The following is a 23,318-nucleotide window of genomic DNA, read 5'->3' as shown; positions in this document are numbered from 1 at the left end:
GGCTTTTTGCTTTTATATACCCCATGGAGGAATGAAACGGGTTGCCCGCAAAGACGCAAAGGCGCAAAGAGGGTGGAGAAGACTTCGGTTATCTGCAAGATTGTGAACAGCTACTGTTTATGTAACCTCTGAGGGTGTGCAAATAGTTTGCTTGCAGGTAGATGGGGGATTTAAGAATAGCATCCCTGTGAGATTGTCACCTACCCGGAATAAACTTCTACTTATATCCTTTGCGCCTCTACGCCTTTGCATGCATCATTTCTTTTGCATCAATGCCAATAAAAAAAGGCCAGCATAGCAGGCCTCTACATTATTAGCAACACTTCACTTAAGCGCAGTTCTTACACAAACCATTGATGACTACTTGTACGTTCTGTGCTTTGTAGCCGATGGGTAAAACAATTTCCGGTGACACTATATCATCTAAACAGGTGGTTGTGTTACAATTGCTGCAGATAAAGTGCACATGATCATCATGGTGGTGGTGTTCACTGCAATCCCGGCAGAGCGCATATCTAACTGAATTATCTGAGGTTGGTATGGTATGAATAATACCTTTTTCAACAAAGGCCTGAAGCGTGCGGTAAATGGTTACGCGGTCAAATTTTTCTCCGGCCTTCTTTTCTATATCTCCGTGTGCCAATGCATCCTGTTGCTGCATGAACAAGGTAAGAATGCGCCGACGGCTATCTGTGACGCTGAGGTGTTTGCGCCGCAGCAGGTCCGCAATTCTTTTTTCTATATTTTGATCTGTTATCGTATTCATGGTTTGTGCTGCTTGCATCCATTTGTATCCAAAACAACTGCCAGTATTCCTTAAGCTTTAGCCTTTTTCCTCCAGGCGCTTCCTGATCTCCTTGGTCATTTCCTTCATCTCACTTTGTTTCAACCCATCATAAATCTTCACCACATTGCCTTTACGGTCCACCAGTGCGATGAACTGGGTATGCATAAAGTCATCTTCCACACTGGCCAGGTTGTTTGCAGGATCATCAATTTTGTAACTATAGCGCGCCATATTGTACAGGCTGTCTTTCCGCCCGGTTAAAAACACCCATTTGCTGGTATTCACACCCATTGAATCGGCATAGTGTTTCAACTTGGCGGAACTATCTGTCTCCGGATCGGAAGTATGCGACAGGATCATGAAGTCAGGTTCGTTTTTGTATGTTTCATATACCGCCTTCATGTTCTTATTAAGCTTTGGGCAAATGCCTTTACAGGTAGTAAAGAAATACTCGACAGCTACAACTTTACCTGCCATATTCTTTTCAGTAACAGTTTGCCCATCCTGGTTGGTAAATTGGAAAGGGGTAACCTGGCTGATGGGCGGAATGCTTACACTGGTAAAGCCGGGAACAGTTTTAGACAGGCCAAACCAAAATCCAAAGACGAGTAGGATAAAAAAGCCGGTATAAATTAGGGTCTTACGTGATTTCATGATGAAGGCAAATTTACCAACTATTAAGGCACTAGTGGCTGATGCTAAACAGTTGCTTCAGGGATTAACAATAGATAAGCGTAAGGGTTGAAGGTGTTGACAATTTGCATTTCAGAAGACAGCATTTAGTAAGTTCGGGCTTATAAAGGCAAACCTTTCTGCCTAAAACAAAATACCATGAAGCGCTTACTCTTCTTTTTCCTCCTTTCTACCTCCACCCAGGCATTTGCACAGGATGATGCCGCAGCTATCCGGAAATTGTTGGCAACCCAGACAATAACCTGGAATCAGGGCGATCTGGAAGGTTTTATGCAAACCTATTGGAAGAGCGACTCGCTGCTTTTTGTGGGTAAAAGTGGTGCTACAAGGGGCTGGCAGAAAACACTGGATAACTACAAAAAAGGGTATCCCGATAAAGATGCCATGGGACAACTTGCATTTGACATCCTGGAGGTACGCCCGCTTTCACCGGATCATTATTTTGTGGTGGGCAAATGGATGCTAAAAAGAAAGGTCGGCGATCTGAGCGGGCATTATACGCTGCTGATGCGTAAGATTGCCGGCAGCTGGAAAATTATTGCGGATCACAGCTCCTGATATTCTATAAGACCTTTGGAAGCGTCAATCACATGTCTGCGGCCCGCGAGCAAATAAACCAAAGCCGCAATGGTATGAAAGAAGATCAGCCCTACGGTCCACATTAGCTTTTGGGTAGTGTCGATGCGGCGGGAAGCAAATACTTCAGTAAGCGCCAGCACCACAAATGCAAGGCTCAATCCAAAGCTTACAATCAGTATGCTATCACCATAACCCTGGTGGGTGATTTTGAAGTAGGCTCCTGTTACAACTGCAACAATATTGGCTAAGAAAAGCACTGCAAGTAAGGTGCGTTTGTTCATGGGCTTGCTTTGCTATTAAAGTTACAACTAATTACAACCAGCTTAGTTACCAATTGGCAGCTTCCTTAGGATCCCAAAAGAGTTGTTGAAAATCCTGCACCTGGTCATCAATTACCTGCACCCCTTCTGCTTCCAATAGTTCCTGCATCTGGGTGGGCGTTGCAAAATGAATTTTTCCAGTAAGCAATCCCTGGCGGTTTACCACGCGGTGGGCAGGCACGGAGGGCTGCACCTGGTGTGCGCCGTTCATGGCCCAGCCAACCATGCGTGCTGAAGAGCGGGAACCTAGTGCTTCGGCAATGGCGCCGTAAGAAGTGATACGACCACGGGGTATTTGTCTTACTACCTCATACACCGCAGCAAAAAAGGAATCGTCAGCTTTACCCGAAGGTTTGATCTTTTTAAGAGGTGAAGACATGGGCTTAAATTGATGAAGAAATTAGGGTGCTTTATGGGTTCTCACAGGTTGCATAGATGACACAGATGAAGTGAACTGCTTTTACATAAACGAAATAAATCTGTGCTATCTGTGGCATCTGTGAGAACAAATCATTGCCACCAAGGTTTTGACTGGTATTTGCGGTGCATTTTGGTGCTCACAGATGCCACAGATGACACGGATAAATAGCACTGTTTAAGTAAAACAAAATGAATCTGTGTCACCTGTGAGAACCAATCATTGCTTGTGCTCACCGATAGCCAGGATAATAGGGATTAAGTAAACTGCTTTTGCGTAAACAAAATACATCCGGGCTTTCTGTGTCATCCGTGAGCAACAAACAGATTCCAATCCTTCACGCTACAAAGACTTCTTTTCCAGTAACTCCGATCGCTTGGGCTCAGGCACAGCCTCAAAATCAAATGGACAGTGCTTGCAACCATTGCCGCAGCAATAGCCACGGTCGAGGTGATACTTTTCTGTAAGCACCATCAGCCCTTGCTCGTTGAGGTAGTAATCAACACCTTCTTTAAGCACCGGTTGTGGCTTTAAGTTCTTCATGCAGTTGCTGGTCCAGTTCTTTACCCGGAATGTTTTCGGGCAAAGAAAAGCATACATAGTGTACGCGGTTGCTGCCCGCAATGTCCAGCGATTCGTAATGCGTTTTGATCTGCAGTTCGGGTGCAACTTCTGCCTGTGCATATACATTGTCCGAAGCAGCATGCAGGGTACACCCATATAGGGCTACCACACGCATGGTAAACTCATACAGCACAGGGCTGTCGGTCTTGAGGTTGATCTTCCCGCCAGGCTTTAGTATTTGCTGGTACAACCGCAAAAATTTAGGATGCGTCAAACGCTTTTTGTCACGGCTGATGCGCAGTTGCGGATCGGGAAAGGTGATCCAGATTTCATCTACTTCCTGCTTGCCAAAAAATTCGGTAATCCGATCGATGAGGATGCGGAGGAAAGCTACGTTTTTCAATCCCAGTGCAGTAGCCTTTTTAGCGCCCACCCACAGGCGGTTGCCCTTCAGGTCTACACCCAGGAAGTTGCGCTCCGGATACATTTGCGCCAGCCCCAATGCATATTCGCCTTTGCCGCAGGCAAGCTCCAGCGTCAGTGGATTTTCGTTTCCAAAATATTCCTTCCATTTGCCGGGCATCCCCTCGGGGTGCTGTAGCACATTGGTAAAAGTGAGCAACTCGGCGAAACGGACTAGTTTTTTTTGACCCATAATGTAAGCTTCAAGCTTTTAGCTGCAAGCTGCAAGCCCTTGAAGCTTGCAGCTTGGGGCATGTAGCTATTTCTTTTCAAACATCAGTTCCTGCACTTTCTGCTTGTCTTCTTTCTCCTGCCTCAGGTCGAACATGGTACCAAAGATGCGGTCCCAAAAGGTGGAGCTTACGCCAAAGCCTTTGTGTTCGTTTTTGTAATGATGCAGGTGGTGGTTGCGCCACAACGGCTTCATCCATTTAAAAGGCGGGTTGAAGGCATGGATGGCATAATGCATCGAAGCGTACAACAGGTAGCCCAAAATAAAGCCCGGAAAGAAGGCAAGGGTATTGCTGCGCAAAAACAAAAATTGCAGCGCAAAGATAGTGGACGCCAGGATGATGCTGGGTACCGGCGGCATAAAAAGCCGCTCTCTGTCGCGGGGGTAGTGGTGGTGGTTGCCGTGCAGGATGTACACCAGCCGCTGCGACCTTGCGCTGTCTGCTATCCAGTGAAACAGGTAGCGGTGAGCCAGGTATTCAAAAAACGTCCAGAAAAGAAGGCCGCATAAAAAGAGCAGGACAATATTGCCGCCGCTCAAACCTTTGTTGTGGTAGGCATAAATTGGAAGACCGATAATAAAGGGAAGGTACATGCTCCAGATAACGATCGGGTTGGCCTTGGTGAGCATTTCCAGGAAGGCGTTTTCAAATAGCCGTGCCTGTCCTTTGTTGTGGATCTTATCGAATTTCATGCGTCTAAGGGTTTAGGCAAAAATACAATCCCATGCTAAAGGGATTTTGAATTTGCGCATACAGATTTGCACTTTCTGTTTCATATACGGCCCTGATTGCTAACAGCTCAAATGGGTGTACAAATTTTAAGGGCAAAGGCTTTAGCTGTATAAAAATAATACCAGCCAAGGCATACCTGTAAGCTACTGTTTACAGCCCATAATGGGCTTTCTTCTTTTGCTGCAGGCAGGTAAATCAATGCAGCTGTACCATCGTTTGTCCGCACCCAGCTTTCTGTTTCTTAATTGTGGTAAATGCAAACAATAAAACGGCAGCCAGCAGGCACAAATACTTCATGGCAAGGATGGGTTGAATAATTACCTTAGTCGCTCTTCAAAATACAATTTACCCCTAACGATCTGCCATGAAGCTTATTTCTTATAACAACGAAGGCCAGGACCAGCTTGCAGTATTAGTAGCCGACCGGGTGTACGATATGGAAACCCTCCACCCCGACCTGCCGGGCAATATGAGTATGTTTTTGGCCTACTGGGATGAGAACCTGCAACTGGCTAAAGGTGGTGTGGCCCTGATTCAGGAAGGCAAGATCAGTGCTTCCAAAAGCAAGCCGCTGGATGCCGTGGAACTGCTGGCACCAGTGCCTTTCCCAACCTCATGCCGCGATGGGTATGCTTTCCGGCAGCATGTGGCTGCCGCCCGCCGCAACCGTGGTGTGGAGATGATCGCGCAGTTTGACCAATACCCTATTTTTTATTTTACCAACCACCACAGCATTACCGGGCCGGGTACCCTCACCTTGATGCCCGATCATTTTCACAACCTCGATTTCGAACTGGAGGTGGCTATCCTGATTTCCAAAACCGGCCGCAACATAAGAGCCGAGGATGCTCAGGAATATATTGGCGGGCTGATGATCATGAACGACTGGAGCGCACGCCGCCTGCAAATGGAAGAAATGCTGCTGAACCTGGGGCCTGCAAAGGGTAAAGATTTTGCCACTTCCATCGGTCCCTGGCTGGTAACGCTCGACGAACTGCAAGCCTTTGAAGTGGCGCCCAAGGAAGGGCATCGCGGCGTAAACTGGAACCTGGCCATGACCTGTAAGGTGAATGGCGTGGAAGTAAGCCGCGGCAGCCTGGCCGATATGGACTGGACCTTTGCGGAAATCATCGAAAGGGCTTCCTATGGCGTAACGCTGTATCCCGGCGATGTGATTGGCAGCGGTACGGTGGGCACCGGTTGCTTCCTGGAATTGAACGGTACCGGTAAATTGAACAATCCTGACTATGAAGCCCAATGGCTGCAGCCTGGCGATGAAGTAGAAATGGAAATTGAGCAGCTAGGTGTGTTGCAAAATACCATTGAGCAGGAAGATACGGAGTGGAGTATACTGTAAACACCTAACAGGTCTCGAAGACCTGTTAGGTGTAAAAAGGAAAGACTGCCGCCGGTAGCCAGATGAAGCCTTTACCTGCTGTCTGCCCGGGGCGTCTTTCCCTTATATCGCTATCGTTTCATTGATCCAGTCGTCGTCTGTAGTCTGTCGTCCCAATCCATGGTCCATCAACCATTGTCCATGGTCCCTACTTCACCTTCTGTCCCCTGTTCCTTACTTTACCCAGCATACTGCCCTGAAAGCTGGTGATGTTTTCGGCATTGATTTCCATATTGCCGATGCCGCTGTTGTTTACTTCCATGGTTTTTACTTTCAGTTCTTCGGCACGCACATTACCTACGCTGCTGTTGCGCATGGTGGCTTTGGCAGCACTACCCGCCAGTTCTATATTCCCTACGCTGCTGCTGGTGAGGTCCAGTTGTTGTGCATCCATCTTCAGGTCTACATTGCCAACACTGCTCACGTCTACTTTAATGTTGTCAAACTTCAGCGTGCCTTCATTTTGAACATGTCCAACGGTGTTGATGGAAAGCTTACTGAGCTGGCGGAAATGAACGGTTACATACAATTTCCAGTTGCCTTTGATATGCTTGTTATTCAGCTTGCGGGTATCGATCTCCAGGGTATTGCCATTGTTTACAATATGCACATAGCCCTGCAGGGCTTCGTCGGCGTCAACGGTTACGCTTTCCTTATCGCTTTGAACCAGTTTCAGTTCTACTACACCGCCAGCCTTGAGGGCGGAGAAAGAGCTTACCGGTATATCGCGGCTTACTCTTTTGCCACTGAGGGTTTGGGCATTTGCTACTACGGTAAAAAGTACCAGGGTGAAAGCGAGTATTGATTTCATAACTGTTGGTTTGCTTGTTCAACGGCTGCGTGCTTTGAAGGTTACAAGCGTCTGCGGACAAATGACCAGCGGTTGTTATTACAGATGAATGGCAGGGCCATTAGCAAGCGGCATTTCTCCTAGTTTTACAACATGCGTATTGATCTTGCTTCGCTTACCCCTTCCGAAAAGCAATACTGGCTCCAGCACCTGGTAGCACCCCGGCCTATTTGTTTTGCATCTACTATTGATGCAGCCGGAAACGTAAACCTGAGTCCTTACTCCTTTTTCAATATGTTTTCTTCCAATCCACCCATCGTGGTATTCTCGCCCGCCCGCAGGGTGCGCGACAATACCACCAAACACACCTTGCAAAACGTGCTGGAAGTACCCGAGGTGGTGATCAATATCGTTAGCTGGGATATGGTACAGCAAACCTCCCTTTCCAGTTGCGAGTACCCCAAGGGCGTGGATGAATTTGAGAAAGCAGGCTTTACAAAAGAAGGCGCTACCCTGGTGCGTCCGCCCATGGTAAGGGAAGCGAAAGCCAAACTGGAGTGCCGGGTGCTGGAAGTTAAACCCTTGGGAGAAGCAGGTGGCGCAGGCAACCTGGTGATCTGCGAGGTGCTTTGTGCGCACCTCGACGATACCCTGCTGAATGAAGCAGGAAAAATAGACCAACGTAAACTGGAACTGGCCGCTCGCCTCGGTGGTGATTGGTATTGCCGGGTGGGCCCCGAAAACCTGTTTACCGTACCCAAGCCCAATACCCAACTGGGCATTGGCATCGATGCCCTGCCCGAAAGCATCCGCTTCAGCAAGGTGCTTACCGGCAACCACCTGGGCATGCTGGCCAATGTGGCCGAAATGCCCGTGGTGCAACCATCCTATAGCGACGACCACCTGAAGCAAATTGTGCAGTACTACGCTTTGAACCCCGATGATATGGAGCTGGAATTACACCGACATGCTGCCGGCCTGCTCGAAAACGGCAAGGTAGCAGATGCATGGCAGGTGTTGCTGGCGGGTGTTATTACCTGAGCGGTTGAGGCAGCACCTGACAGGTCACCGAGACCTGTCAGGTGTATATTGTAAACCTATCGGATCACCACCGCCGTACCGCTGGCAATCACCATCAGCATGCTGCCGTTGGCGCCAACGGTTTCAAAGTCCAGGTCAATACCCACAACTGCATTGGCACCCATATGTTGGGCCTTACCTACCAGTTCGTTCAGGGCATTCTGGCGGGCTTCTTCCAGCACCCTTTCGTAAGTGCCGCTGCGGCCGCCCAGTATATCGCGCAGGCCGCCCAAAATGTCTTTGAAAATGTTGGCGCCAATGATTACTTCGGAGGAAACAACACCCAGGTAGCGTTCAATGCTGTGCCCTTCGATATTGGGCGTGGTAGTGGTGATCATTTACTGTTGATTTTGATACAAGATAGGCAGGGAAGCAGGTATAAAATACCGGCACAAGATGCGAAATACAAAACCCGTAATCAAAAGGCTGGAATGAAGTTATGATGAACATTTGGCCGTTGGGAGCGGTATTATTCGCCTTTTATCCTTTATTGCATTTTGCACCCGGCAACCCATTTTTTCACACTTGACTACAGGAGCCGGTTCGAACAAAAACTACAATAATTTGTTTACTCAATGTTTAAACTTTAAATTTGTTATTCTAAAATCAATTCACAATGAGCGTAACAGCAGCCCCCGGGGTACACAACCTCGAAGCCAACGTAACTGAACTGAACAACATGATCCTGGAAGGCCGTATCCTGGACGCCTTCGACAAGTTTTATGCGCCTGACGTGCGCATGCAGGACAATGACTATCCTGTTCGCGAAGGTTTTGAACTGAACCGCCAGTACGAAGAAGCATTCGTAAACGGCCTCACCGAATTCCGCGGTGCCAAAGTGCTGAACGTGCTGCTCTCCGATGATATCGTTTGTGTAGAGTGGTGGTTCGACTATACCCATAAAGACTACGGCGTACGCAACTACCGCCAGGTGGCCGTACAGCGCTGGAAGAACGGCAAGATCGTAGAAGAGAAGTTTTATTACAACAATTAAGGGGAACAGTTCCAGGTTCCGGGTTCAAAGCAGGGTGCCCTTGCAGGCTTTCAACTTTGAACCCAGATCCGGGAACTTCCTTGTAGTCCGTATCCTGTTGGGATATTAGTTTCTGAAGTTCCGGTTACTACACATGACCGGAACTTTCTATTTTTACCCCAATTCACCAAGCCATGAGTATAGAACAGGATATAAAGCAGGCCCAGTTTCGCAACAACCACCAGAAGGCAATCATCAATATCATCTATACTTACAACTGGGTGATGGAGCGCATCAAGAACCTGCTGGCTACGGAGGATATCACCCACCAGCAATTCAACATACTGCGCATCCTGCGGGGCTCTTTTCCTGTTCCGCTTTCCACCCTGCAGATCAGGGAGCGCATGCTCGACAAAATGAGCGATACCAGCCGTATTGTTGACCGTTTGGTAGTAAAAGGACTGGTGACCAAGAGCATTTCAGCCGTGGATAAACGCCTGGTAGATGTCGTGATTTCCGATGCCGGCCAGCAACTGCTCAAAAACCTGGATGCCCGGGTAGAGGAAATGGATAATGTGGTGGGCGGGCTGAACGAAGCAGAAGCGCAGCAGCTGAGCAACCTCCTGGACCAGGTACGTGGATCGGGTAAGTAAATATTGATTACTGATCATTACCCAATACCCAATCCTGATCACTAATCACCACTCCCCATAACCTTCATCTATAAGCTCATCAATTCTTTCAAACCTGTCCTATTGCCGCTGCTTGCAACTTTGCACCCCGAAAAACAAGCAAACACATGGCAAACAAGGTTTTATCGCTGGGAGCTTCTTTCCCCGACTTCAACAAAAAGGCAGTTGTATCCATCGAAAAAGGCAAAGAGTTCTATGATCTTTCTTACGAGGAAATTAAGAACAGCGGCAAATGGATGGTAATGTTCTGGTGGCCCAAGGATTTCACTTTTGTATGCCCCACAGAGATCGCTGAGTTCAACAAGCACAACGCTGATTTCGCTGACCGCGATGCCGTTCTGGTTGGCGCTTCTACCGACAGCGAGTTTGTACACGTGGCATGGCGCCGCGACCACGAAGACCTGCGTGGCCTGCAGTTTCCCATGTTGGCCGATACCAGCAAGTCGCTGGCTGAAGAACTGGGCATCCTCGAAGAAAACGAGAAAGTAGCCTACCGCGCCACCTTCATCGTTGACCCCCAGGGTATTGTTCGTTGGGTATCGATGTACGACCTCAATGTAGGCCGCAACGTGAAGGAAGTACTGCGTGTACTGGACGCCCTGCAAACCGACGAACTCTGCCCCTGCAACTGGCAGAAAGGTGAAGCAACCATCAATGCTTAATCTCCAGCTTTAGCTTAATACTAATAGACCATGGTCCATTGTCCATGGACCATGGTCATCAAAATACTTCCTTCCATGTTTGGAATTGCTACCGAATCAAACGCCGCCGTATCGCTGCTCCAGGAGCTGGGTATTGCCGAAGCGAGCCTGAGCGCCAACCTCAAAGCCCTGGCTGCCGCCGACAGCAAATACCTCCGCGACCTGAAGATTAATGTCACCAATGCGCTGGGAGCCGAAACCCTGAGCCGCAAGGAAGCTTACCTGCTGGCGGTGGCCGTTGCCGCCAACGAAAAAAACGTAGTGCTGCAGGATGCGTTTACCGCATCGGCAGTAGCCAATGGCGCCAGCGACAAGGAAGTTGCAGAAGCCATTGCCTGCACTTCGCTGCTCAACGCCAACAACGTGTACTACCGCTTCCGTCATTTCATGCACGAGGAGTTTTACAATAACGCACAGGCCGGCATCCGCATGAGCATCATGGCGCAGCCGGTACTGGGCAAAGAATTTTTTGAGCTGGTAAGCCTGGCCATTAGTGCCCTCAATGGCTGCGAGCTCTGCGTTACTTCGCATGAGAAAACCCTGGTGGGACATGGCACCGCCAAGCAGCGCATCCACGATGCCGTGCGCCTGGCCGCTGTGTTGAAAAGCCTGGCTGTGCTGCTGTAAGGTCTTGTGTTTATAGATTGGGTTTATCTAAAAACAAGCCCCGGTCCTTAGTGGCCGGGGTTTTTCGTGACCGGTGATGAATAGGATTTTGTAAGGATTGATAGGAGACCAGCGCGACTTGCGGTTTTTGATGCATCTTGTTTGCGCAGCAGCCTTGTTGCCAACTGCTGCAAACACTGGCACCATGTGCGTTAGCTGTCGTCTGTTCTTAGATTGTACCAAAAGAAACTAAATAGTTGAAAAGTTGGTTTGACCAGAGAAGGTTTTGTTACAACTGAATGGCTCTTAAAGTAAGATTGTTGTTGAAGGTTCCGCCGGGTATTAAAGTGGCAGTACCGGTGGCGAGCTGGTATTCAAAGTTGAAGGTTTGATCCAGTCCCCGTTCCACACTGGTGGTAAGGGTGGCCGGAGTTGCAGCCACCCCAAGGGTGGTAAATGATGAAATTGCACCAACACCTATATTGGTAATCCGAAGCGAAACCCGGTTGGTGGGAATAGTGGTGGTGGCATTTCCATTACTCAGGTTGCTGGAGGATGCGTAAGCCAGCAAGTTAAAAGGCATATTGCTTGATACCTGCACTTGTTGGTTCAAAGTAATCCGTTGGTTCTGGCGGTACATTGAAGCATTGGCCAGGCGGAAGTTTACTGCCGGACTTGGCCCAAGCACTAACTCAATAGCATTGGTAACGCCAAGGGAAAAGTTTGGGGAAGGAATGTTGGTTGATAAAAGGGTCCAGCCCAAGTTTGGATCATCCCACCACAAGGTAAACCGTATGGTCAGGCCGCCATATGCACGGGCAGCCTGATCATCTCCCGGTACCAGGTTAAGTGTTCCTGAATTTGCAAGGCAAATCATAGCAAAAGATAGTTGTACGGCTGAGGCTCCGCTAGGACCTTGCGTTTCAAAGGTTGCCAGTGCAATGCCGTTGGTAGCAGTAGCCGTGTTGCTGGTGGCGCCTAAAGGCTGGTTGCCTGTGGGTACGGTTACAAGCCGGAATGAATGGTTATTGGTGACGCACCGGAATGCGCTGACATTGGCGTTGATCTGGCTCAGTGGAAAGGTGGTGCTGCCATTGGTAAGCGAGCCACCCGCCACCATCCTTACTTGGTAACGGACATTTCGGGTAAGCCCGGTAATGTTGATGATATTACCGGAAAGCGTCTTGCCTGCGCGAAATGCGGGTATGGTAGTCAGGTACAGCCGCCCTGTAACGGGGCTGCTGACCGTATCGGTACCCATGATAGTGGTCATCGTTTGTCCATCAGCAAAACTGCCCAGCAAAAGCGCAGTTACCAATAACAGTATGGCTTTTAATTGCGCCCACATTACAATTCTATTTGGGCCTCCATAACTTTTAATGGGGTGTCCAACCCGGTATCAAGCATAGCTACGACCAGGTATTTACCCTTGGGCAGGTTTGCAGGCAGGGTAAACGGCAATTGAAGCCGGTCGCCGGGCATCGAATTGAAACTTTGGTCGTCAATGGTAAAAGTTCGCCACTTGTTTCATGGTTCAACTCCAGCCTTACCTTGCCTTCTTCTACTGTTTGTCCAAGGTTTTGCAGTTCACTGATCAGGCCATTGGAGGTAGCAAGCGTGTTTTCTTTTGACGCGGAACCACCTTTGGCAAAAAAGAGGCGTTGAAATTCAATATTGCGTTCTTGCAGGTAAGTTGGCTGGAAATAGATATGTACCCCTATACGCATTTGCATCACAAACTGCGCGGACACGCCCTTTGCTTTGTCCGCCTCCTTTTCTGCAGTTTGGGTTACCATCAACATGGCATTCATGGCTTGTTTCAGCGGTTCGGGCGGAGCTGTCAGAATAAGTTCCAACTCGCGGCTTTCGCCCGGTTGCAGCAACATTTTTTCCGCTGACAACTTTATATAACGACTGCACGACTGTGCGTATGCCCCAGGGTTTGCGTACAGTTTATTTCCCAGCGAGTCGCGCATCCAGTCCTGTAAGTTGAACTCGAGCAAGAGGGGTACTTCGTCGGTGTTGCGTACTTCAATGATTTGTTTTTGGGCCAGGGCCGGTGCGGCGTTAAAAAACACTTTGGTAGGACGCGCTAAAAAGGCACCCTGGGCCTGGCTGCTTAGGGCAGCAAGCAGGAAGAAGAAAGAAAAGATTTGTTTCATAGTTTCCGGTTGGTTTAGCGGATTGTGTTATTCCTGGGTAGTTGTGAAAAGGAGGCTTGCCTGATAGATACCGGCGGTAGCATGTATAACTGGCCGGAGTGGACGCACCCGGTACATAATGGAATAAGCCTGGCTTAAAGTAGAAGGCGCCATGCGGCTAAGCGTTTGCGGTTGGGTACTAAGGGCGTTTATTGACTGGTGCCAGTTTTGTTTTCCGGCACCCCATACACTCATACTTACACTGCTCATAGGTATGCGGTCTGCGCCGTTGATCAGGTAAGGCGTGGTGGCTGCAACTGAAATGCTATAGGGGGCGTTGCTCACTACCACAAACTGATTCTGCACAAGGCCGTTGGTGGATGGCATACTGTCTTTTTTCTTGTTGAATACAACCTGGGCAACTTTCTTGTTTAGTTGCATTTCAATTTGGTTGTGCACTTCTACCTGTAACCGGTTATTTGCTTTTGATGAGCCATTTAATTGTCCGTGCACCTGTTCCGAAAACAGCCAGCAGCACGTCAGCATCAATACAAGAGCTTTGTACGGCATATTTCCAAAATGAAAAAGAACCGGCACACACCTTTTTAAAATGGGTATACGCCGGTAGTGGATAAAACAGGATTATTCTTGCGTTGTAGTGATCACCAGGTTGGTAGTGTAGGTGCCGCCTGGTACGAGAAACTTACTGCTGGCGGCTGTTGACTTGCCAACTTTAACCGAAAACTGCTGGTCAACTGTTTCTTTCAGTTTGGAAGCCAGCGTTTGGTTGGTGGTTGATAAAGCAACCTTGTTGAGCGTGGCGCCGGTAAGCCCGGTATTGGTGATTTCCAGGCTTACTTCTTCTACTGGAATTGATTTGCCGGTAGCGCTGCTGGCGAGGGTCGCATCGCTGGTCTTTACTTCTATCTTGTAGGGGATGTTGCTGGTAACCCGGAAATGATCAGCATAAGAAGTGTCTTTTCCTTCCCTGAAATCTTTTGCAGTGGCCAGGCGGAAACCCAGCGGGTCAACACTGTTGAGGCGCACCTCGATGGCATTATCGATAACTACGTTCAGCGCGGTTGTTTTTTCGTTGCTCTGCTTGGTAGTAACTGGTGGTGCCGTTGTTGTTTGGGCGTTTGCGTTTACGGACAATGCGGCCAAAAATAGAATAGCAGCAGATTTGAAGATGGTCTTCGTTTTCATGAAATTTTCTTGTGTTTAGGATAAATAAGTGGTGGGCATCCTAAGAATACGGACCTATTCAAGTAGCTGTTTCAAGGAAGATGGAAGGAGAGTTTGGATCGCGATTTCCACTTCAAACATAGTGTGACTAACCTATCCAAATCAAGGGGTGAAAAACAATAATGCAGCATCCTTCCGTTCGCGCTGTTCTTAGGGCATCTGGCGCTGCAATCCCGCACATTGAAGGATAAAAGAAAATACAGACGGGCTGATTCTATTATTTTCCGCCATTAAAACCTACCCTTTCTTACCCCATGCTGCCAAGGCTGAACCATGTTACAGGGTTTAAACCTGCCTTATACCGGTATTTCCTTGCATACCTGGTATTGCTGTTGGTGCCCCATGGCGGCCATACACAAAGCCGGGAAGGCATACCCCTGGAAGTGCTGCCTCCGGAGCTGGTAACCTGTACGCCGGCGGGCTCTTTTGTAAGCAGGGTTTTGCTGCACAATCTTACCTCCGACACGGTGCGGTTTGTACAGCGGTCATTTGCCAGCGATTATTTTATACAATTAGGCGATCAGGGCCGGCAGCTGCAGGTGGCACCCGGCGATACCATCAGGGTCAGCCTTCGCTTTTTAAATAGATACGGGCGCATCAATGGCCGGTACCAGCTGCCTGTTGTTTTTGTACCAGAAGGCGGATCACCCCTCTCCCTGAACCTCCCCGTACAACTGGTACAGGGTATGGAGCCCAGGGTGTTTGCCGAAGTCATGCAGGATAAGGTATGGGTGTTGCCAGGCATGCAACAGCTATCCGTGCCGGTAAAGATGAGGAGCTTCCTGCCTTCCGGAACACCCGTTGTGCTCGAAATGGCAGAGCCCCACCCTACCTTGCAACTGCTGCAGCCACGCGTGGTTGTACGCCTTCCCCAATTGCATGATACAATTGTACAGCTGGCACTGGTGCGCCTGCCGACTAAAACGGATATGGTTACTGCGGATAAGCCACTGGCTGTCCGGGTGTCTACCATGGAAGGGCGTATGCTCACCTCTTTCAGTTTTCTACCCTATATATTGGCTACGGCACGAACCATGTTTACCACCCCTGGTGCCATGGAGGAGCTGAAAGTAGCTACCGCAATGGGCATACGGCAGGGTGGTGGTATGCAACAGGAACTTTCTTTGGCCTACAAGCTGGCGCAGCCCCTTGGCGCTTTATCGGGACAACTTAATTACACCAGGTTTGGCGATGCTAACCTGAACCAACTGAATGCCAGCTGGCTGCAATACCGAAACAAAACCCAGGCAATACTGGTAGGTAGTATCAGCGATTTTCATGAGCTCAACCTTCAGGGACGTGGGGTGCGGTTAAGCCAAGCTGTACCAGGCAAAAACTTGCATGCGGACGTATGGGTTATGGATAATAACACCAACCTGTTGGCGCCCTTTACAGGTGCTTCCGACCAAACGGTAAGTACGCAACTTACTTATGGCGGATTCAAAGGCGGCGATGTAGTGGTAAGTTCCAACTGGTTTCAGCGGGGAAATACGTTCAGCCATGGATCGCTGCAGTTTGCGGAGTGGCGGCCAAGGCCCGATAAAGAGGAGTTCCTTACCGTGCGTTTGGGTACCAGTGTTGAGCAGTATGCAAAGCTCGATACAACCTTGCGGGGTGTATCGGCATTGGTGGATGGCGGGTTAAAAACCAAATGGATTAACTGGCGTGGCCGCTATTCTTATGCATCACCTGCGTATGCCGGCAACCAGAGAGGTTTGGTGAGTGGCACGGTACAGGCTACGGTTAATACGCTACAGCGGTACAGCCTGAATTTCCGGTATAACCTGTTTGCCCATAAAGTGGCTGCTCAACTTTGGAAGGTGTTTCCGCAACTGCCGATGCAGATGCAGACCCTGGAAATGGACGCCAGCTGGCGGTTGGGTCAATCCACGTTGAGTTTCAAACCATACTACCTCAAACAGAAGCAACAGTTTCCATTGTTACTCGGTGGCGGAGGGTTGAGTTCCCAGGCAATGAACCTAAGTGTGCTGTTGAACCAACGTATCGGTAAAATAGGGCTGGGGCTTAACTGGGATGGCGGTTTGCAGCAAAAAATGCCGCCAGGCAAGCCGGTCACTACTTCTTTGGCGTGGCGTGCGGCAGCTAATCTATCCTGGAATAAAATTTCCCTTGCCGCTTTTATGCAGCAGGGTGGCTATTTTTTGGCTGAGCAACAAGCGGCTTTATCCACCGGGAACACCTTCCGGAACTTTACCGCCACGGGAGGGTATGGTACTGCTATTGGTAAAAACTGGTTTGTGCAAAGTGCTGCTTCCGGTTCATACATCAGCCTGTTCAGCCAATGGCAATATAGTTTGCTGCAGGATTTGCGCTACGCAAAGGGGCCATGGCAAACGGCGGCATCATTGATGTACTTCGGTAACCGTTCCGGAATGTTTCAAGCCAGGATCGGGGTGCAACGAAGCATTGCCCTGCATCCCGAAAGACGCCATTTGCTGCAAGTGGCAGTGCGGGTTTTTGAAGATCAGAATAGTGACGGAGTTCATGATACCGGGGAGCCTTATACAGCAAATCAATTGGTGCGGGTAGATGGCATGCTGATGATTACCAATAGTGAAGGCGCCATCCGGCTCAGTGGTTTAACCAAGGGGGTGCACCGTTTTGAAGTATTGGCTAAGGGCCTATCCAATTCCCTATTGCTCACGCGGCAATTTGATTTGCAAACAAAAGCTACGCTATCGCTGGGCATACCTCCCTTGTATCCTGTTGCCGGTACGGTGCTTTCAAGTAAGGACCGCTTTACCGGCAGGGCAGAAACTGTAGGTAATATCCGTATTACCCTTTCTGGCCCATTTGGCGAGCAGGTAACATTCACAAATGCAAAGGGGGCTTTTTCGTTTATAGTGCCCGCTGGCCAACACAAGGTGTATATCACGCAGTTACACAACACCAATCATCCCGGAACTTCGGCTATGGTAAACGTAGACCCCCAACAAGGCTTTACCGGCAAACTGGAACTTATCTGGACCGCGGGCGAGCGCCCCGTTCAGGTAAAAAAGTCAAAATACAGTAGGGTTTATTCTACAATCACTATTTGTGGGATCCAATAGTTTTGGATAGGTTCTCGTACATGTCCGCGCTGCCTGCATCATTGGGTGCCGTGCGCTGGCAGGATGACCGAAACCATTTCAATCCTGTACCATGACCAAGAAATTTGTGGTCGTCGACGACGACCCCTTAATGAGCATGATCACATGCCAGTATGCTACCCGTGTGGGCGGCCTCGAACTGCAGGAGGCCTTCAGAAAGCCCGAACCAGCTTTGCAGTACCTCAGGGAGCAGGCAACCGATTTACTGTTCCTGGATATTGAGTTGCAGGGCATGAACGGTTTTGACCTCCTGCAGCAGTTGCCTTACAAACCGGCCGTAGTGATGCTGTCGGCACATACCCAATACGCTCACCTGGCCTACGAGTACCAGGCCTTCGACTTCCTGAAAAAACCCTTCACATTTGAGCGCTTCCGCGAAATGAAGGACAAGTTCGACCTGATGTACGAACAGCCGCACCTGGAGTTCCCCCACGAGGAGATTTTTGTACGCACCGACAGGGAATTTAAAAAGCTGCCCTTTGGTGCCATCTGCTACATACAGGTGATTGATAAATACCTCAAGATTGTAACCGATAGCGGTTCCCTGCTGATCAATGGAGCCTTGCAGCAGATTGAACGCAAGCTGTGCCGCCGCTTGTTTTTCCGTACCCACCGCTCCTACCTGGTGAACGTGCGTAAGATTGACAGCCTCACCGACAATATGGTATTGGTAAAAGGACAGGCCATTCCATTGAGCAAAACGCAGCGGCTGTTGCTGGGCAACCGCATCAATATACTGTAGGGCAGTTGATAAGCCTTTGCTTTCGCTCTATGTCAACTCCATCCTACTGCTTCTTTCCTTCCATCCGGTCCACATATTCCTTATTTCCCAGGCGAATGAAAAGGTTGAGCCTGGTGATCTTCTGTAGCTGGTACTCCTTTTTACAGCTAAAGGGCATGTGCTGAGTGTAGAAGTTTTGTGGTAAAAGAACCACTGTTTTTGCTACAGGCAAACTGTCTCTGGCAGGTGGCAAATACAGCTGCGACGCTGCTTTCAGCGTAAAGGCGCACATACAAATGCTAAAACAGCGGAAGCGTCTGGCCATGGATTGATAATTGCAATAAATTTACGGCTCGATTTTTGTGAAGTGGGCGGCCTTTTTAATCCGTCCTTAAAAGAAGACCCTTATGAGCCTTAACCAGAGTTTACAGCAAAAGTTACTGCAAAAATTGTCGCCCCAGCAGATTCAGTTGATGAAACTGCTGCAGGTGCCAACCGCCATACTCGACGATCGCATTAAGGAGGAACTGGAGGAAAACCCAGCCCTGGAACTCACCGAAGAAGGTTTTGATGAAAACTTCGGCGATGAGATGAAGGACGAGTTTGCCGAAAACCCCGCCGAAGCCGACGATTACGAGGAAACCAGCACCGATGATAATTACGATAATCTGGATCTTTCGGATTACGTGTCGGATGGCGATGATGATATTGCCGACTACAAGCTTCGGGACGACAACTATGGCGACCAGGAAGAAAAGCAAACCATGCCCTACAAGGTCGAAACCTCCTTTTACGAGGTGCTGGAAGCCCAGTTGGGGATGCTGAAGCTGAATGAGGAGCAGTTCCGCATTGCAGAGCAAATCATCGGCTCCATTGACGAAGACGGTTACCTGCGCCGCGAAACATCCGCCATCGTCGATGACCTCGCTTTCCGCCAGAACATCTTTGTTACCGAAGAAGAGGTGGAATCCCTGATCAAGCGAATCCAGCATTTTGATCCGCCCGGCGTGGCTGCCCGCAACCTCCAGGAGTGCCTGCTGCTGCAACTCAACCGGATGAAGGACGAGGGCAAGGATGTAGATATCGCCATTCAGGCCATCACCCGCTACTTCGACGAGTTTACCAAGAAACACTACGAAAAAATCCAGCGGGGCTTAAACCTCAACGATGAGGACCTCAAGGAGGTGATGCAGCAGATTACCCGCCTCAATCCTAAACCCGGCGGTAATGTGGGCGAGATCAACAAAGCAGAAAGCTATGTGGTGCCCGACTTTTTTATTTTCAACAATGCCAGCAAGCTGGAGCTGACCCTCAACTCCAAAAATGCCCCCGAACTACGTATTTCGGAAGGTTACCGCGACATGCTGCGCGATTATGAAAGAGGTACCAAAAAAGATAAGCGCCAGAAGGAAGCCGTAATCTTTATCAAGCAAAAGATTGACGCGGCCAAGTGGTTTATTGATGCCATCAAGCAGCGCCAGCATACCCTGCTCAGCACCATGACGGCCATCATGAACCACCAGTACGAGTTCTTCCTCACCGGCGATGAAACCCAGCTCAAGCCCATGATCCTGAAGGATATTGCGGAGAAAACAGGTCTGGATATCTCTACGGTAAGCCGGGTAGCCAACAGCAAGTTTGTACAAACCGAATTTGGTACCTACCGCCTCAAGTTCTTCTTCTCCGAATCGCTTACCACCGACAGTGGCGAGGAAGTGTCTACCCGCGAGGTAAAGAAAATTCTCAGCGACCTGATTGAATACGAACAAAAGAAGAAACCACTGAGCGACGAAAGGCTTACAGAGCTGCTTCAGGAAAAAGGATATAATATTGCACGGCGCACGGTGGCCAAGTACCGCGAACAATTGAATATTCCGGTGGCCCGATTGCGTAAGGAGCTTTGAGAAAGGCCATAGACGATAGACCATAGACCATGGTCCGTGGTCCATGGTCTATCGTCGTGGCGCTCAAACCCAAATCGTCCTCCATGTCTGTAGCTGAACACAACGCACAGGGTGTTTCGTTCTCCCCCGTGCTTCGATTTTTTGCCCGTATGGTATCGGTGCTGCTCCATCCCCTGTTTATACCCGTTTACGTGGGTTGGTTCCTTATTTATATCTACCACCTTTTTCCGGCATCCGATCCGGGGCAGAAAGGTTTGCTGCTGCTCCGCTTTGGGGTGATGTACATCCTGTTTCCGCTGGTAACCATCCTGCTGTTGAAGGGGCTGGGCTTTATTGAGTCCATTTTTTTACGCACCCAAAAAGAGCGCATCATTCCCTATGTAGCATCGGGAATGTTTTACTTCTGGATGTGGTATGTGCTGCGCAACCAGGCGGGCACACCCAAGGCGCTGGAACTTTTTGCACTGGGCATTTTTCTGGCATCCAGCCTCGGGCTGATGCTCAACAGCTATTTCAAGATCAGCATGCATGCCCTTGCTGCCGGCGTGGCGCTGGCCTTTATGTCTGTACTTGCCTTTCGCTCCAATGCCAGTTTTGGGTTTTACCTGTCGGTGGCACTGTTGGGCGCCGGACTGGTAGGCACGGCCCGCCTCATCACCGGCGAGCACCGGCCCTTTGAAGTATATGCCGGCTTTGCTGGTGGTATATTGTCGCAGTTGGTGGCTTACTGGGTTTTGTTTTAAAATAACTCCTGTTCAACTCCCTGTCCCCCTGAAGGTGGAACTTGGGATAGCGTGTCCGCTTTATGTGTCAAATACGTTAGGTTATAATTGCTATTAACAATAACGCCCCTCTGCTTAGGAGGGGCGTTATTGTAACCAAAATATTATTTGACCTAAGTTCCCCCATTAGCGGGCTAGGGGGTGTGAACTGCCGGGAGAGTTATGAATTCAACAGCTTGCTGCTCTGCAGGTACTTTTTGCTGGGATGGTAAATAAACATGCAGGTGCCGTCCTTGATGGTGTTGATTACCTCGGAAGCTTCGGCCTGTGGAACTGCGGGACAACCAAAGCTGCGACCCATATAAGGTGCACCGAGGCGGTGGGTGCCAATGTATTCGGCGCCGTGCACCACAATGGCACGGGCTTCTGCCTGGCAGTTGATGCCGCTTTCCTTGCCGTCAAGGCGCAGCGACAAACCATGTTTGCCGAAATAAGTGCCCTTGGTTACATAAAAACCAAGGCTGCTCTGGAGCGATTCGGGGGTATTGGAAAAATTGCTGGCATATTGCAGACCCGAGTTTTTGCCATGGGCTACATAAGTATTGCGCAGCACTTTAAAATTGGCCACGTCAATAATATACAGCCGCTTTTTGAACGAGCTCTGGCTGAAGTCTACAATGGATAATACATCCTCGTTGCGGAGGGCACCTTTGTCCTTCAGTTGGAGAAAACCGAGATAAGCATATTGCATGGCCTCGGGAGAAAGTCCCAGCTGGTCTAGGTGAAGGCTGTCGTACAGTGCGGTGCTTGCAGCGGCGGCAGTGGCTTTGAGGTCCAATGCGGCAGGAGCTGCTGGTGCAGTAGCTACAGTATAGTTTTTAACCTCGGCAACTTTACTGCCTGCTTTCAGGGTAGGAAACAGGGCGGCTGCAGCGGCTACGGTAGTAAAGAGTATTGGCAGGAGTTTTTTACGCACAGGCAATGGGTTTTGCAGGTTGATTGGAACTTTTCCGGTGGGCAACAAATTGGAAACTGTTTTCCGGAAACGCTTGGCAAAGGTCTGTGTTGTATTCCGAAAATATTGTATTTAAACCCATAAAAATCAGGCGTAAGGAAAATTTTAACCTTATGAACCTGCCCAATGCTCCAGCTAGTTGAAGCCGGAGAATTCTTCAGAAACCACAAAAAACTATAAACCAAAAACAAGAAACCCAAACTACTTCACCCTTCTCGTTTCGCGCTTTTTTACAAAAAACTCGGAAGAGTAGATCCGGAGCAGCAGGATGAACATAGAGATCAGCAGGGGACCAAAAATGAGCCCGATAAAGCCGAAGAGCTGTATGCCGGCAATTACGCCAAAGATGGTGATCAGGGGATGGATATCGCCCAGCTTTTTGTTGATGAGAAAACGAAAAAGGTTATCTACCAGTCCAATCAGCAGGAAGCCCCATAATCCCATGGCAATGCCGCGACCTACCTGTCCCTGTACAAATAGCATAATGGTCAGCGGAACATAAACAAGGGCGGCGCCCACCACAGGTAGCATGGCCGATACACAGGTGGCTACAAACCACACAAAGGGTTCGTCGATACCAATGACCAGGTAGCCTACCAATCCCACCAGTCCCTGCAAAAAAGCAATCAGCGGGATGGCGATGGTATTGGCAATAACATTCCGCCTGAGTTCCTGCCCGATCAGTTCCACGTTGCCGTCCTTCAGCGGGATGTATTCATAAAGGGAGTCCTCCATATTGCGGCCGTTCACCAGCATAAAGAAGAGCACAAAATACATGGCGCTGATCAGCGCAATGGTGTTGGCGGTAATGCCCAGCACTTTTGGCAGTATCTGCCCGATATAAGGACCCAGCTGGTTGATGGCGTTGGGATTGATCACCTGGTAGCCTATACGCTGCCGGATATCGTCGGCAACTTTTTTCAAAGAGCCTAAAAGCTCGCCGGCATGGGTAACCATATAGCTGATCTTGCTGTAGAGGATATTGCCAAGCAGCCCGATGGGTACCAGAATGACGAAGAAGGAAAGCAGCATCAGCACCCATGCGGCTGTGCTGGGTTTCCAGCCCCGCTTTTCGGTAAGGTAAAACATGCGGTCGCGCATGATGATGTAAAAGGTAACAGCACCCAGGAAAGCAGAAATGAAAAAGGCCAGTTCGCGGAAAAGAACGACACCCAGGAAGACAATAAGGATGATAAAAAAGATCTGCCGCAGCAGGTTGGAGTCAATGGTATTCTGGGTATTCATGAACTGATCTGTAGTAACAAACTTAACAAAAAGTGGGCCCGGGGAATAAGCTGCTGGCCGATTACAGGAAGCAACAGGCAGGTGTACTGTAAAGGGTCGGCTTTAGGTAAAAACTACTGCAGGGCGCAGGAGGTTTTGTTTTAAGGAGGAAGCGCAAAGTGGATGGGATGCGTGCGCCACAGCTTATAC

General features: G+C 49.3%; 26 protein-coding genes. 11 read left to right on the top strand and 15 right to left on the bottom strand.

Features of this window, described 5'->3' with window-relative positions; all coding sequences use genetic code 11:
• Positions 1 to 328: 328 nt before the first annotated feature.
• Together BUE76_RS02190 and BUE76_RS02185 are read right to left on the bottom strand one after the other, a co-directional pair.
• Positions 329 to 766 carry a Fur family transcriptional regulator gene (locus BUE76_RS02190; RefSeq protein ID WP_073048137.1) on the bottom strand — a complete coding sequence of 146 codons (438 nt, stop codon included), beginning with the start codon at positions 764 to 766 and terminating at the stop codon, positions 329 to 331.
• A gap of 57 nt (positions 767 to 823) precedes the next feature.
• Positions 824 to 1,441, bottom strand: coding sequence for an SCO family protein (locus tag BUE76_RS02185; RefSeq protein WP_073048102.1), 618 nt, complete (start codon positions 1,439 to 1,441; stop codon positions 824 to 826).
• A gap of 177 nt (positions 1,442 to 1,618) precedes the next feature.
• Between BUE76_RS02185 and BUE76_RS02180 the strand changes: the two genes are divergently transcribed.
• A complete protein-coding gene (locus BUE76_RS02180) occupies positions 1,619 to 2,038 on the top strand; it encodes a YybH family protein (RefSeq protein WP_073048099.1) in 420 nt (139 codons plus the stop codon).
• Here BUE76_RS02180 and BUE76_RS02175 read toward each other — a convergent pair.
• From BUE76_RS02175 to BUE76_RS02155, 5 genes are all read right to left on the bottom strand, one after another.
• Positions 2,026 to 2,340 (bottom strand): PLDc N-terminal domain-containing protein, encoded by a 315-nt coding sequence (locus BUE76_RS02175; protein WP_073048096.1) that lies wholly within the window; start codon positions 2,338 to 2,340, stop codon positions 2,026 to 2,028. The genes BUE76_RS02180 and BUE76_RS02175 overlap by 13 nt on opposite strands.
• A 46-nt stretch (positions 2,341 to 2,386) precedes the next feature.
• Positions 2,387 to 2,758 carry an MGMT family protein gene (locus BUE76_RS02170; protein ID WP_073048093.1) on the bottom strand — a complete coding sequence of 124 codons (372 nt, stop codon included), beginning with the start codon at positions 2,756 to 2,758 and terminating at the stop codon, positions 2,387 to 2,389.
• Between the two features lie 381 nt (positions 2,759 to 3,139).
• Positions 3,140 to 3,340 carry a DUF5522 domain-containing protein gene (locus BUE76_RS02165; RefSeq protein WP_073048089.1) on the bottom strand — a complete coding sequence of 67 codons (201 nt, stop codon included), beginning with the start codon at positions 3,338 to 3,340 and terminating at the stop codon, positions 3,140 to 3,142.
• Positions 3,309 to 4,016, bottom strand: a complete 708-nt coding sequence (gene trmB / locus BUE76_RS02160; protein WP_073048086.1) for a tRNA (guanosine(46)-N7)-methyltransferase TrmB — start codon at positions 4,014 to 4,016, stop codon at positions 3,309 to 3,311. The genes BUE76_RS02165 and trmB overlap by 32 nt, the downstream gene beginning before the upstream one ends.
• 66 nt (positions 4,017 to 4,082) lie before the next feature.
• Complete coding sequence (locus BUE76_RS02155; protein WP_073048084.1) at positions 4,083 to 4,748, bottom strand: sterol desaturase family protein; 666 nt, start codon at positions 4,746 to 4,748, stop codon at positions 4,083 to 4,085.
• Positions 4,749 to 5,152: 404 nt separating this feature from the next.
• Here BUE76_RS02155 and BUE76_RS02150 point away from each other — a divergent pair, with 404 nt between their 5' ends.
• Positions 5,153 to 6,145, top strand: coding sequence for a fumarylacetoacetate hydrolase family protein (locus BUE76_RS02150; RefSeq protein ID WP_073048082.1), 993 nt, complete (start codon positions 5,153 to 5,155; stop codon positions 6,143 to 6,145).
• 187 nt (positions 6,146 to 6,332) lie between these two features.
• Here the strand turns inward: BUE76_RS02150 and BUE76_RS02145 are convergent, their stop codons facing one another.
• A complete protein-coding gene (locus BUE76_RS02145; RefSeq protein ID WP_073048079.1) occupies positions 6,333 to 6,995 on the bottom strand; it encodes a head GIN domain-containing protein in 663 nt (220 codons plus the stop codon).
• A 132-nt stretch (positions 6,996 to 7,127) separates the two neighbouring features.
• On the opposite strand from BUE76_RS02145, the gene BUE76_RS02140 reads away from it, so the two are divergent.
• The gene (locus BUE76_RS02140; protein WP_073048077.1) at positions 7,128 to 8,015 is read left to right on the top strand and encodes a flavin reductase family protein; all 888 of its coding nucleotides are present in this window, start codon (positions 7,128 to 7,130) and stop codon (positions 8,013 to 8,015) included.
• A gap of 56 nt (positions 8,016 to 8,071) precedes the next feature.
• Here BUE76_RS02140 and BUE76_RS02135 read toward each other — a convergent pair whose 3' ends face one another.
• Complete coding sequence (locus BUE76_RS02135) at positions 8,072 to 8,392, bottom strand: heavy metal-binding domain-containing protein (protein ID WP_073048075.1); 321 nt, start codon at positions 8,390 to 8,392, stop codon at positions 8,072 to 8,074.
• 278 nt (positions 8,393 to 8,670) lie between these two features.
• On the opposite strand from BUE76_RS02135, the gene BUE76_RS02130 reads away from it, so the two are divergent.
• The 4 genes from BUE76_RS02130 (at position 8,671) to BUE76_RS02115 (ending at position 11,047) form a co-directional block, all read left to right on the top strand.
• Positions 8,671 to 9,048 (top strand): nuclear transport factor 2 family protein, encoded by a 378-nt coding sequence (locus BUE76_RS02130; protein ID WP_073048072.1) that lies wholly within the window; start codon positions 8,671 to 8,673, stop codon positions 9,046 to 9,048.
• A gap of 173 nt (positions 9,049 to 9,221) precedes the next feature.
• Positions 9,222 to 9,680 (top strand): MarR family winged helix-turn-helix transcriptional regulator, encoded by a 459-nt coding sequence (locus BUE76_RS02125; RefSeq protein ID WP_073048070.1) that lies wholly within the window; start codon positions 9,222 to 9,224, stop codon positions 9,678 to 9,680.
• Positions 9,681 to 9,826: 146 nt separating this feature from the next.
• Positions 9,827 to 10,381, top strand: a complete 555-nt coding sequence (locus BUE76_RS02120) for a peroxiredoxin (RefSeq protein WP_073048067.1) — start codon at positions 9,827 to 9,829, stop codon at positions 10,379 to 10,381.
• 75 nt (positions 10,382 to 10,456) lie between these two features.
• Positions 10,457 to 11,047, top strand: coding sequence for a carboxymuconolactone decarboxylase family protein (locus tag BUE76_RS02115; RefSeq protein WP_073048065.1), 591 nt, complete (start codon positions 10,457 to 10,459; stop codon positions 11,045 to 11,047).
• A gap of 268 nt (positions 11,048 to 11,315) precedes the next feature.
• Here BUE76_RS02115 and BUE76_RS02110 read toward each other — a convergent pair whose 3' ends face one another.
• From BUE76_RS02110 to BUE76_RS02095, 4 genes are all read right to left on the bottom strand, one after another.
• Positions 11,316 to 12,374: a hypothetical protein gene (locus BUE76_RS02110; RefSeq protein ID WP_073048062.1), complete on the bottom strand. Its 1,059-nt coding sequence runs from the start codon at positions 12,372 to 12,374 to the stop codon at positions 11,316 to 11,318.
• Positions 12,375 to 12,435: 61 nt separating this feature from the next.
• Positions 12,436 to 13,188, bottom strand: a complete 753-nt coding sequence (locus tag BUE76_RS02105) for a fimbrial biogenesis chaperone (protein ID WP_073048060.1) — start codon at positions 13,186 to 13,188, stop codon at positions 12,436 to 12,438.
• Positions 13,189 to 13,215: 27 nt separating this feature from the next.
• A complete protein-coding gene (locus tag BUE76_RS02100) occupies positions 13,216 to 13,608 on the bottom strand; it encodes a hypothetical protein (protein WP_143157467.1) in 393 nt (130 codons plus the stop codon).
• Positions 13,609 to 13,809: 201 nt separating this feature from the next.
• Positions 13,810 to 14,373: a hypothetical protein gene (locus BUE76_RS02095; RefSeq protein WP_073048053.1), complete on the bottom strand. Its 564-nt coding sequence runs from the start codon at positions 14,371 to 14,373 to the stop codon at positions 13,810 to 13,812.
• Between the two features lie 293 nt (positions 14,374 to 14,666).
• On the opposite strand from BUE76_RS02095, the gene BUE76_RS02090 reads away from it, so the two are divergent.
• The 4 genes from BUE76_RS02090 to BUE76_RS02075 all read left to right on the top strand — a co-directional run bounded on the left by BUE76_RS02090 (position 14,667) and on the right by BUE76_RS02075 (position 20,890).
• Positions 14,667 to 17,483: a hypothetical protein gene (locus BUE76_RS02090; RefSeq protein ID WP_073048049.1), complete on the top strand. Its 2,817-nt coding sequence runs from the start codon at positions 14,667 to 14,669 to the stop codon at positions 17,481 to 17,483.
• 91 nt (positions 17,484 to 17,574) lie between these two features.
• Positions 17,575 to 18,264: a LytR/AlgR family response regulator transcription factor gene (locus BUE76_RS02085; protein WP_073048046.1), complete on the top strand. Its 690-nt coding sequence runs from the start codon at positions 17,575 to 17,577 to the stop codon at positions 18,262 to 18,264.
• 386 nt (positions 18,265 to 18,650) lie between these two features.
• Entirely contained in the window at positions 18,651 to 20,147 is a 1,497-nt protein-coding gene (gene rpoN / locus BUE76_RS02080; protein ID WP_073048043.1) for an RNA polymerase factor sigma-54, read from the top strand.
• An 83-nt stretch (positions 20,148 to 20,230) separates the two neighbouring features.
• Positions 20,231 to 20,890, top strand: a complete 660-nt coding sequence (locus BUE76_RS02075; protein WP_073048040.1) for a hypothetical protein — start codon at positions 20,231 to 20,233, stop codon at positions 20,888 to 20,890.
• Positions 20,891 to 21,089: 199 nt separating this feature from the next.
• Here BUE76_RS02075 and BUE76_RS02070 read toward each other — a convergent pair whose 3' ends face one another.
• Both BUE76_RS02070 and BUE76_RS02065 read right to left on the bottom strand, forming a co-directional pair.
• On the bottom strand, positions 21,090 to 21,845 hold the full coding sequence (locus BUE76_RS02070) for a murein L,D-transpeptidase catalytic domain family protein (RefSeq protein WP_143157466.1): 756 nt from the start codon (positions 21,843 to 21,845) through the stop codon (positions 21,090 to 21,092).
• 240 nt (positions 21,846 to 22,085) lie between these two features.
• Positions 22,086 to 23,129: an AI-2E family transporter gene (locus BUE76_RS02065; RefSeq protein ID WP_073048037.1), complete on the bottom strand. Its 1,044-nt coding sequence runs from the start codon at positions 23,127 to 23,129 to the stop codon at positions 22,086 to 22,088.
• Between the last annotated feature and the right edge of the window lie 189 nt (positions 23,130 to 23,318).

It is taken from the genome of Cnuella takakiae, from assembly GCF_001953305.1.
Taxonomy (GTDB): Bacteria; Bacteroidota; Bacteroidia; order Chitinophagales; family Chitinophagaceae; genus Flavisolibacter; species Flavisolibacter takakiae.
The sequence above is the reverse complement of the archived record's forward strand: the minus strand, read 5'-3'. Positions and strand labels throughout refer to the sequence as shown.

What these genes read in the sequence shown, in the direction of transcription:
- BUE76_RS02125 (WP_073048070.1), top strand. Translation starts at nt 9,222, where the DNA reads ATGAGTATAGAACAGGATATAAAGCAGGCCCAGTTTCGCAACAACCAC.
- BUE76_RS02190 (WP_073048137.1), bottom strand. Translation starts at nt 766, where the DNA reads ATGAATACGATAACAGATCAAAATATAGAAAAAAGAATTGCGGACCTG.
- BUE76_RS02150 (WP_073048082.1), top strand. Translation starts at nt 5,153, where the DNA reads ATGAAGCTTATTTCTTATAACAACGAAGGCCAGGACCAGCTTGCAGTA.
- BUE76_RS02165 (WP_073048089.1), bottom strand. Translation starts at nt 3,340, where the DNA reads ATGAAGAACTTAAAGCCACAACCGGTGCTTAAAGAAGGTGTTGATTAC.
- BUE76_RS02085 (WP_073048046.1), top strand. Translation starts at nt 17,575, where the DNA reads ATGACCAAGAAATTTGTGGTCGTCGACGACGACCCCTTAATGAGCATG.
- BUE76_RS02175 (WP_073048096.1), bottom strand. Translation starts at nt 2,340, where the DNA reads ATGAACAAACGCACCTTACTTGCAGTGCTTTTCTTAGCCAATATTGTT.
- BUE76_RS02105 (WP_073048060.1), bottom strand. Translation starts at nt 13,188, where the DNA reads ATGAAACAAATCTTTTCTTTCTTCTTCCTGCTTGCTGCCCTAAGCAGC.
- BUE76_RS02170 (WP_073048093.1), bottom strand. Translation starts at nt 2,758, where the DNA reads ATGTCTTCACCTCTTAAAAAGATCAAACCTTCGGGTAAAGCTGACGAT.
- BUE76_RS02130 (WP_073048072.1), top strand. Translation starts at nt 8,671, where the DNA reads ATGAGCGTAACAGCAGCCCCCGGGGTACACAACCTCGAAGCCAACGTA.
- BUE76_RS02145 (WP_073048079.1), bottom strand. Translation starts at nt 6,995, where the DNA reads ATGAAATCAATACTCGCTTTCACCCTGGTACTTTTTACCGTAGTAGCA.
- rpoN (WP_073048043.1), top strand. Translation starts at nt 18,651, where the DNA reads ATGAGCCTTAACCAGAGTTTACAGCAAAAGTTACTGCAAAAATTGTCG.
- BUE76_RS02155 (WP_073048084.1), bottom strand. Translation starts at nt 4,748, where the DNA reads ATGAAATTCGATAAGATCCACAACAAAGGACAGGCACGGCTATTTGAA.
- BUE76_RS02065 (WP_073048037.1), bottom strand. Translation starts at nt 23,129, where the DNA reads ATGAATACCCAGAATACCATTGACTCCAACCTGCTGCGGCAGATCTTT.
- BUE76_RS02135 (WP_073048075.1), bottom strand. Translation starts at nt 8,392, where the DNA reads ATGATCACCACTACCACGCCCAATATCGAAGGGCACAGCATTGAACGC.
- BUE76_RS02110 (WP_073048062.1), bottom strand. Translation starts at nt 12,374, where the DNA reads ATGTGGGCGCAATTAAAAGCCATACTGTTATTGGTAACTGCGCTTTTG.
- BUE76_RS02180 (WP_073048099.1), top strand. Translation starts at nt 1,619, where the DNA reads ATGAAGCGCTTACTCTTCTTTTTCCTCCTTTCTACCTCCACCCAGGCA.
- BUE76_RS02100 (WP_143157467.1), bottom strand. Translation starts at nt 13,608, where the DNA reads ATGCAACTAAACAAGAAAGTTGCCCAGGTTGTATTCAACAAGAAAAAA.
- BUE76_RS02095 (WP_073048053.1), bottom strand. Translation starts at nt 14,373, where the DNA reads ATGAAAACGAAGACCATCTTCAAATCTGCTGCTATTCTATTTTTGGCC.
- BUE76_RS02140 (WP_073048077.1), top strand. Translation starts at nt 7,128, where the DNA reads ATGCGTATTGATCTTGCTTCGCTTACCCCTTCCGAAAAGCAATACTGG.
- BUE76_RS02120 (WP_073048067.1), top strand. Translation starts at nt 9,827, where the DNA reads ATGGCAAACAAGGTTTTATCGCTGGGAGCTTCTTTCCCCGACTTCAAC.
- BUE76_RS02090 (WP_073048049.1), top strand. Translation starts at nt 14,667, where the DNA reads ATGCTGCCAAGGCTGAACCATGTTACAGGGTTTAAACCTGCCTTATAC.
- BUE76_RS02115 (WP_073048065.1), top strand. Translation starts at nt 10,457, where the DNA reads ATGTTTGGAATTGCTACCGAATCAAACGCCGCCGTATCGCTGCTCCAG.
- trmB (WP_073048086.1), bottom strand. Translation starts at nt 4,016, where the DNA reads ATGGGTCAAAAAAAACTAGTCCGTTTCGCCGAGTTGCTCACTTTTACC.
- BUE76_RS02185 (WP_073048102.1), bottom strand. Translation starts at nt 1,441, where the DNA reads ATGAAATCACGTAAGACCCTAATTTATACCGGCTTTTTTATCCTACTC.
- BUE76_RS02075 (WP_073048040.1), top strand. Translation starts at nt 20,231, where the DNA reads ATGTCTGTAGCTGAACACAACGCACAGGGTGTTTCGTTCTCCCCCGTG.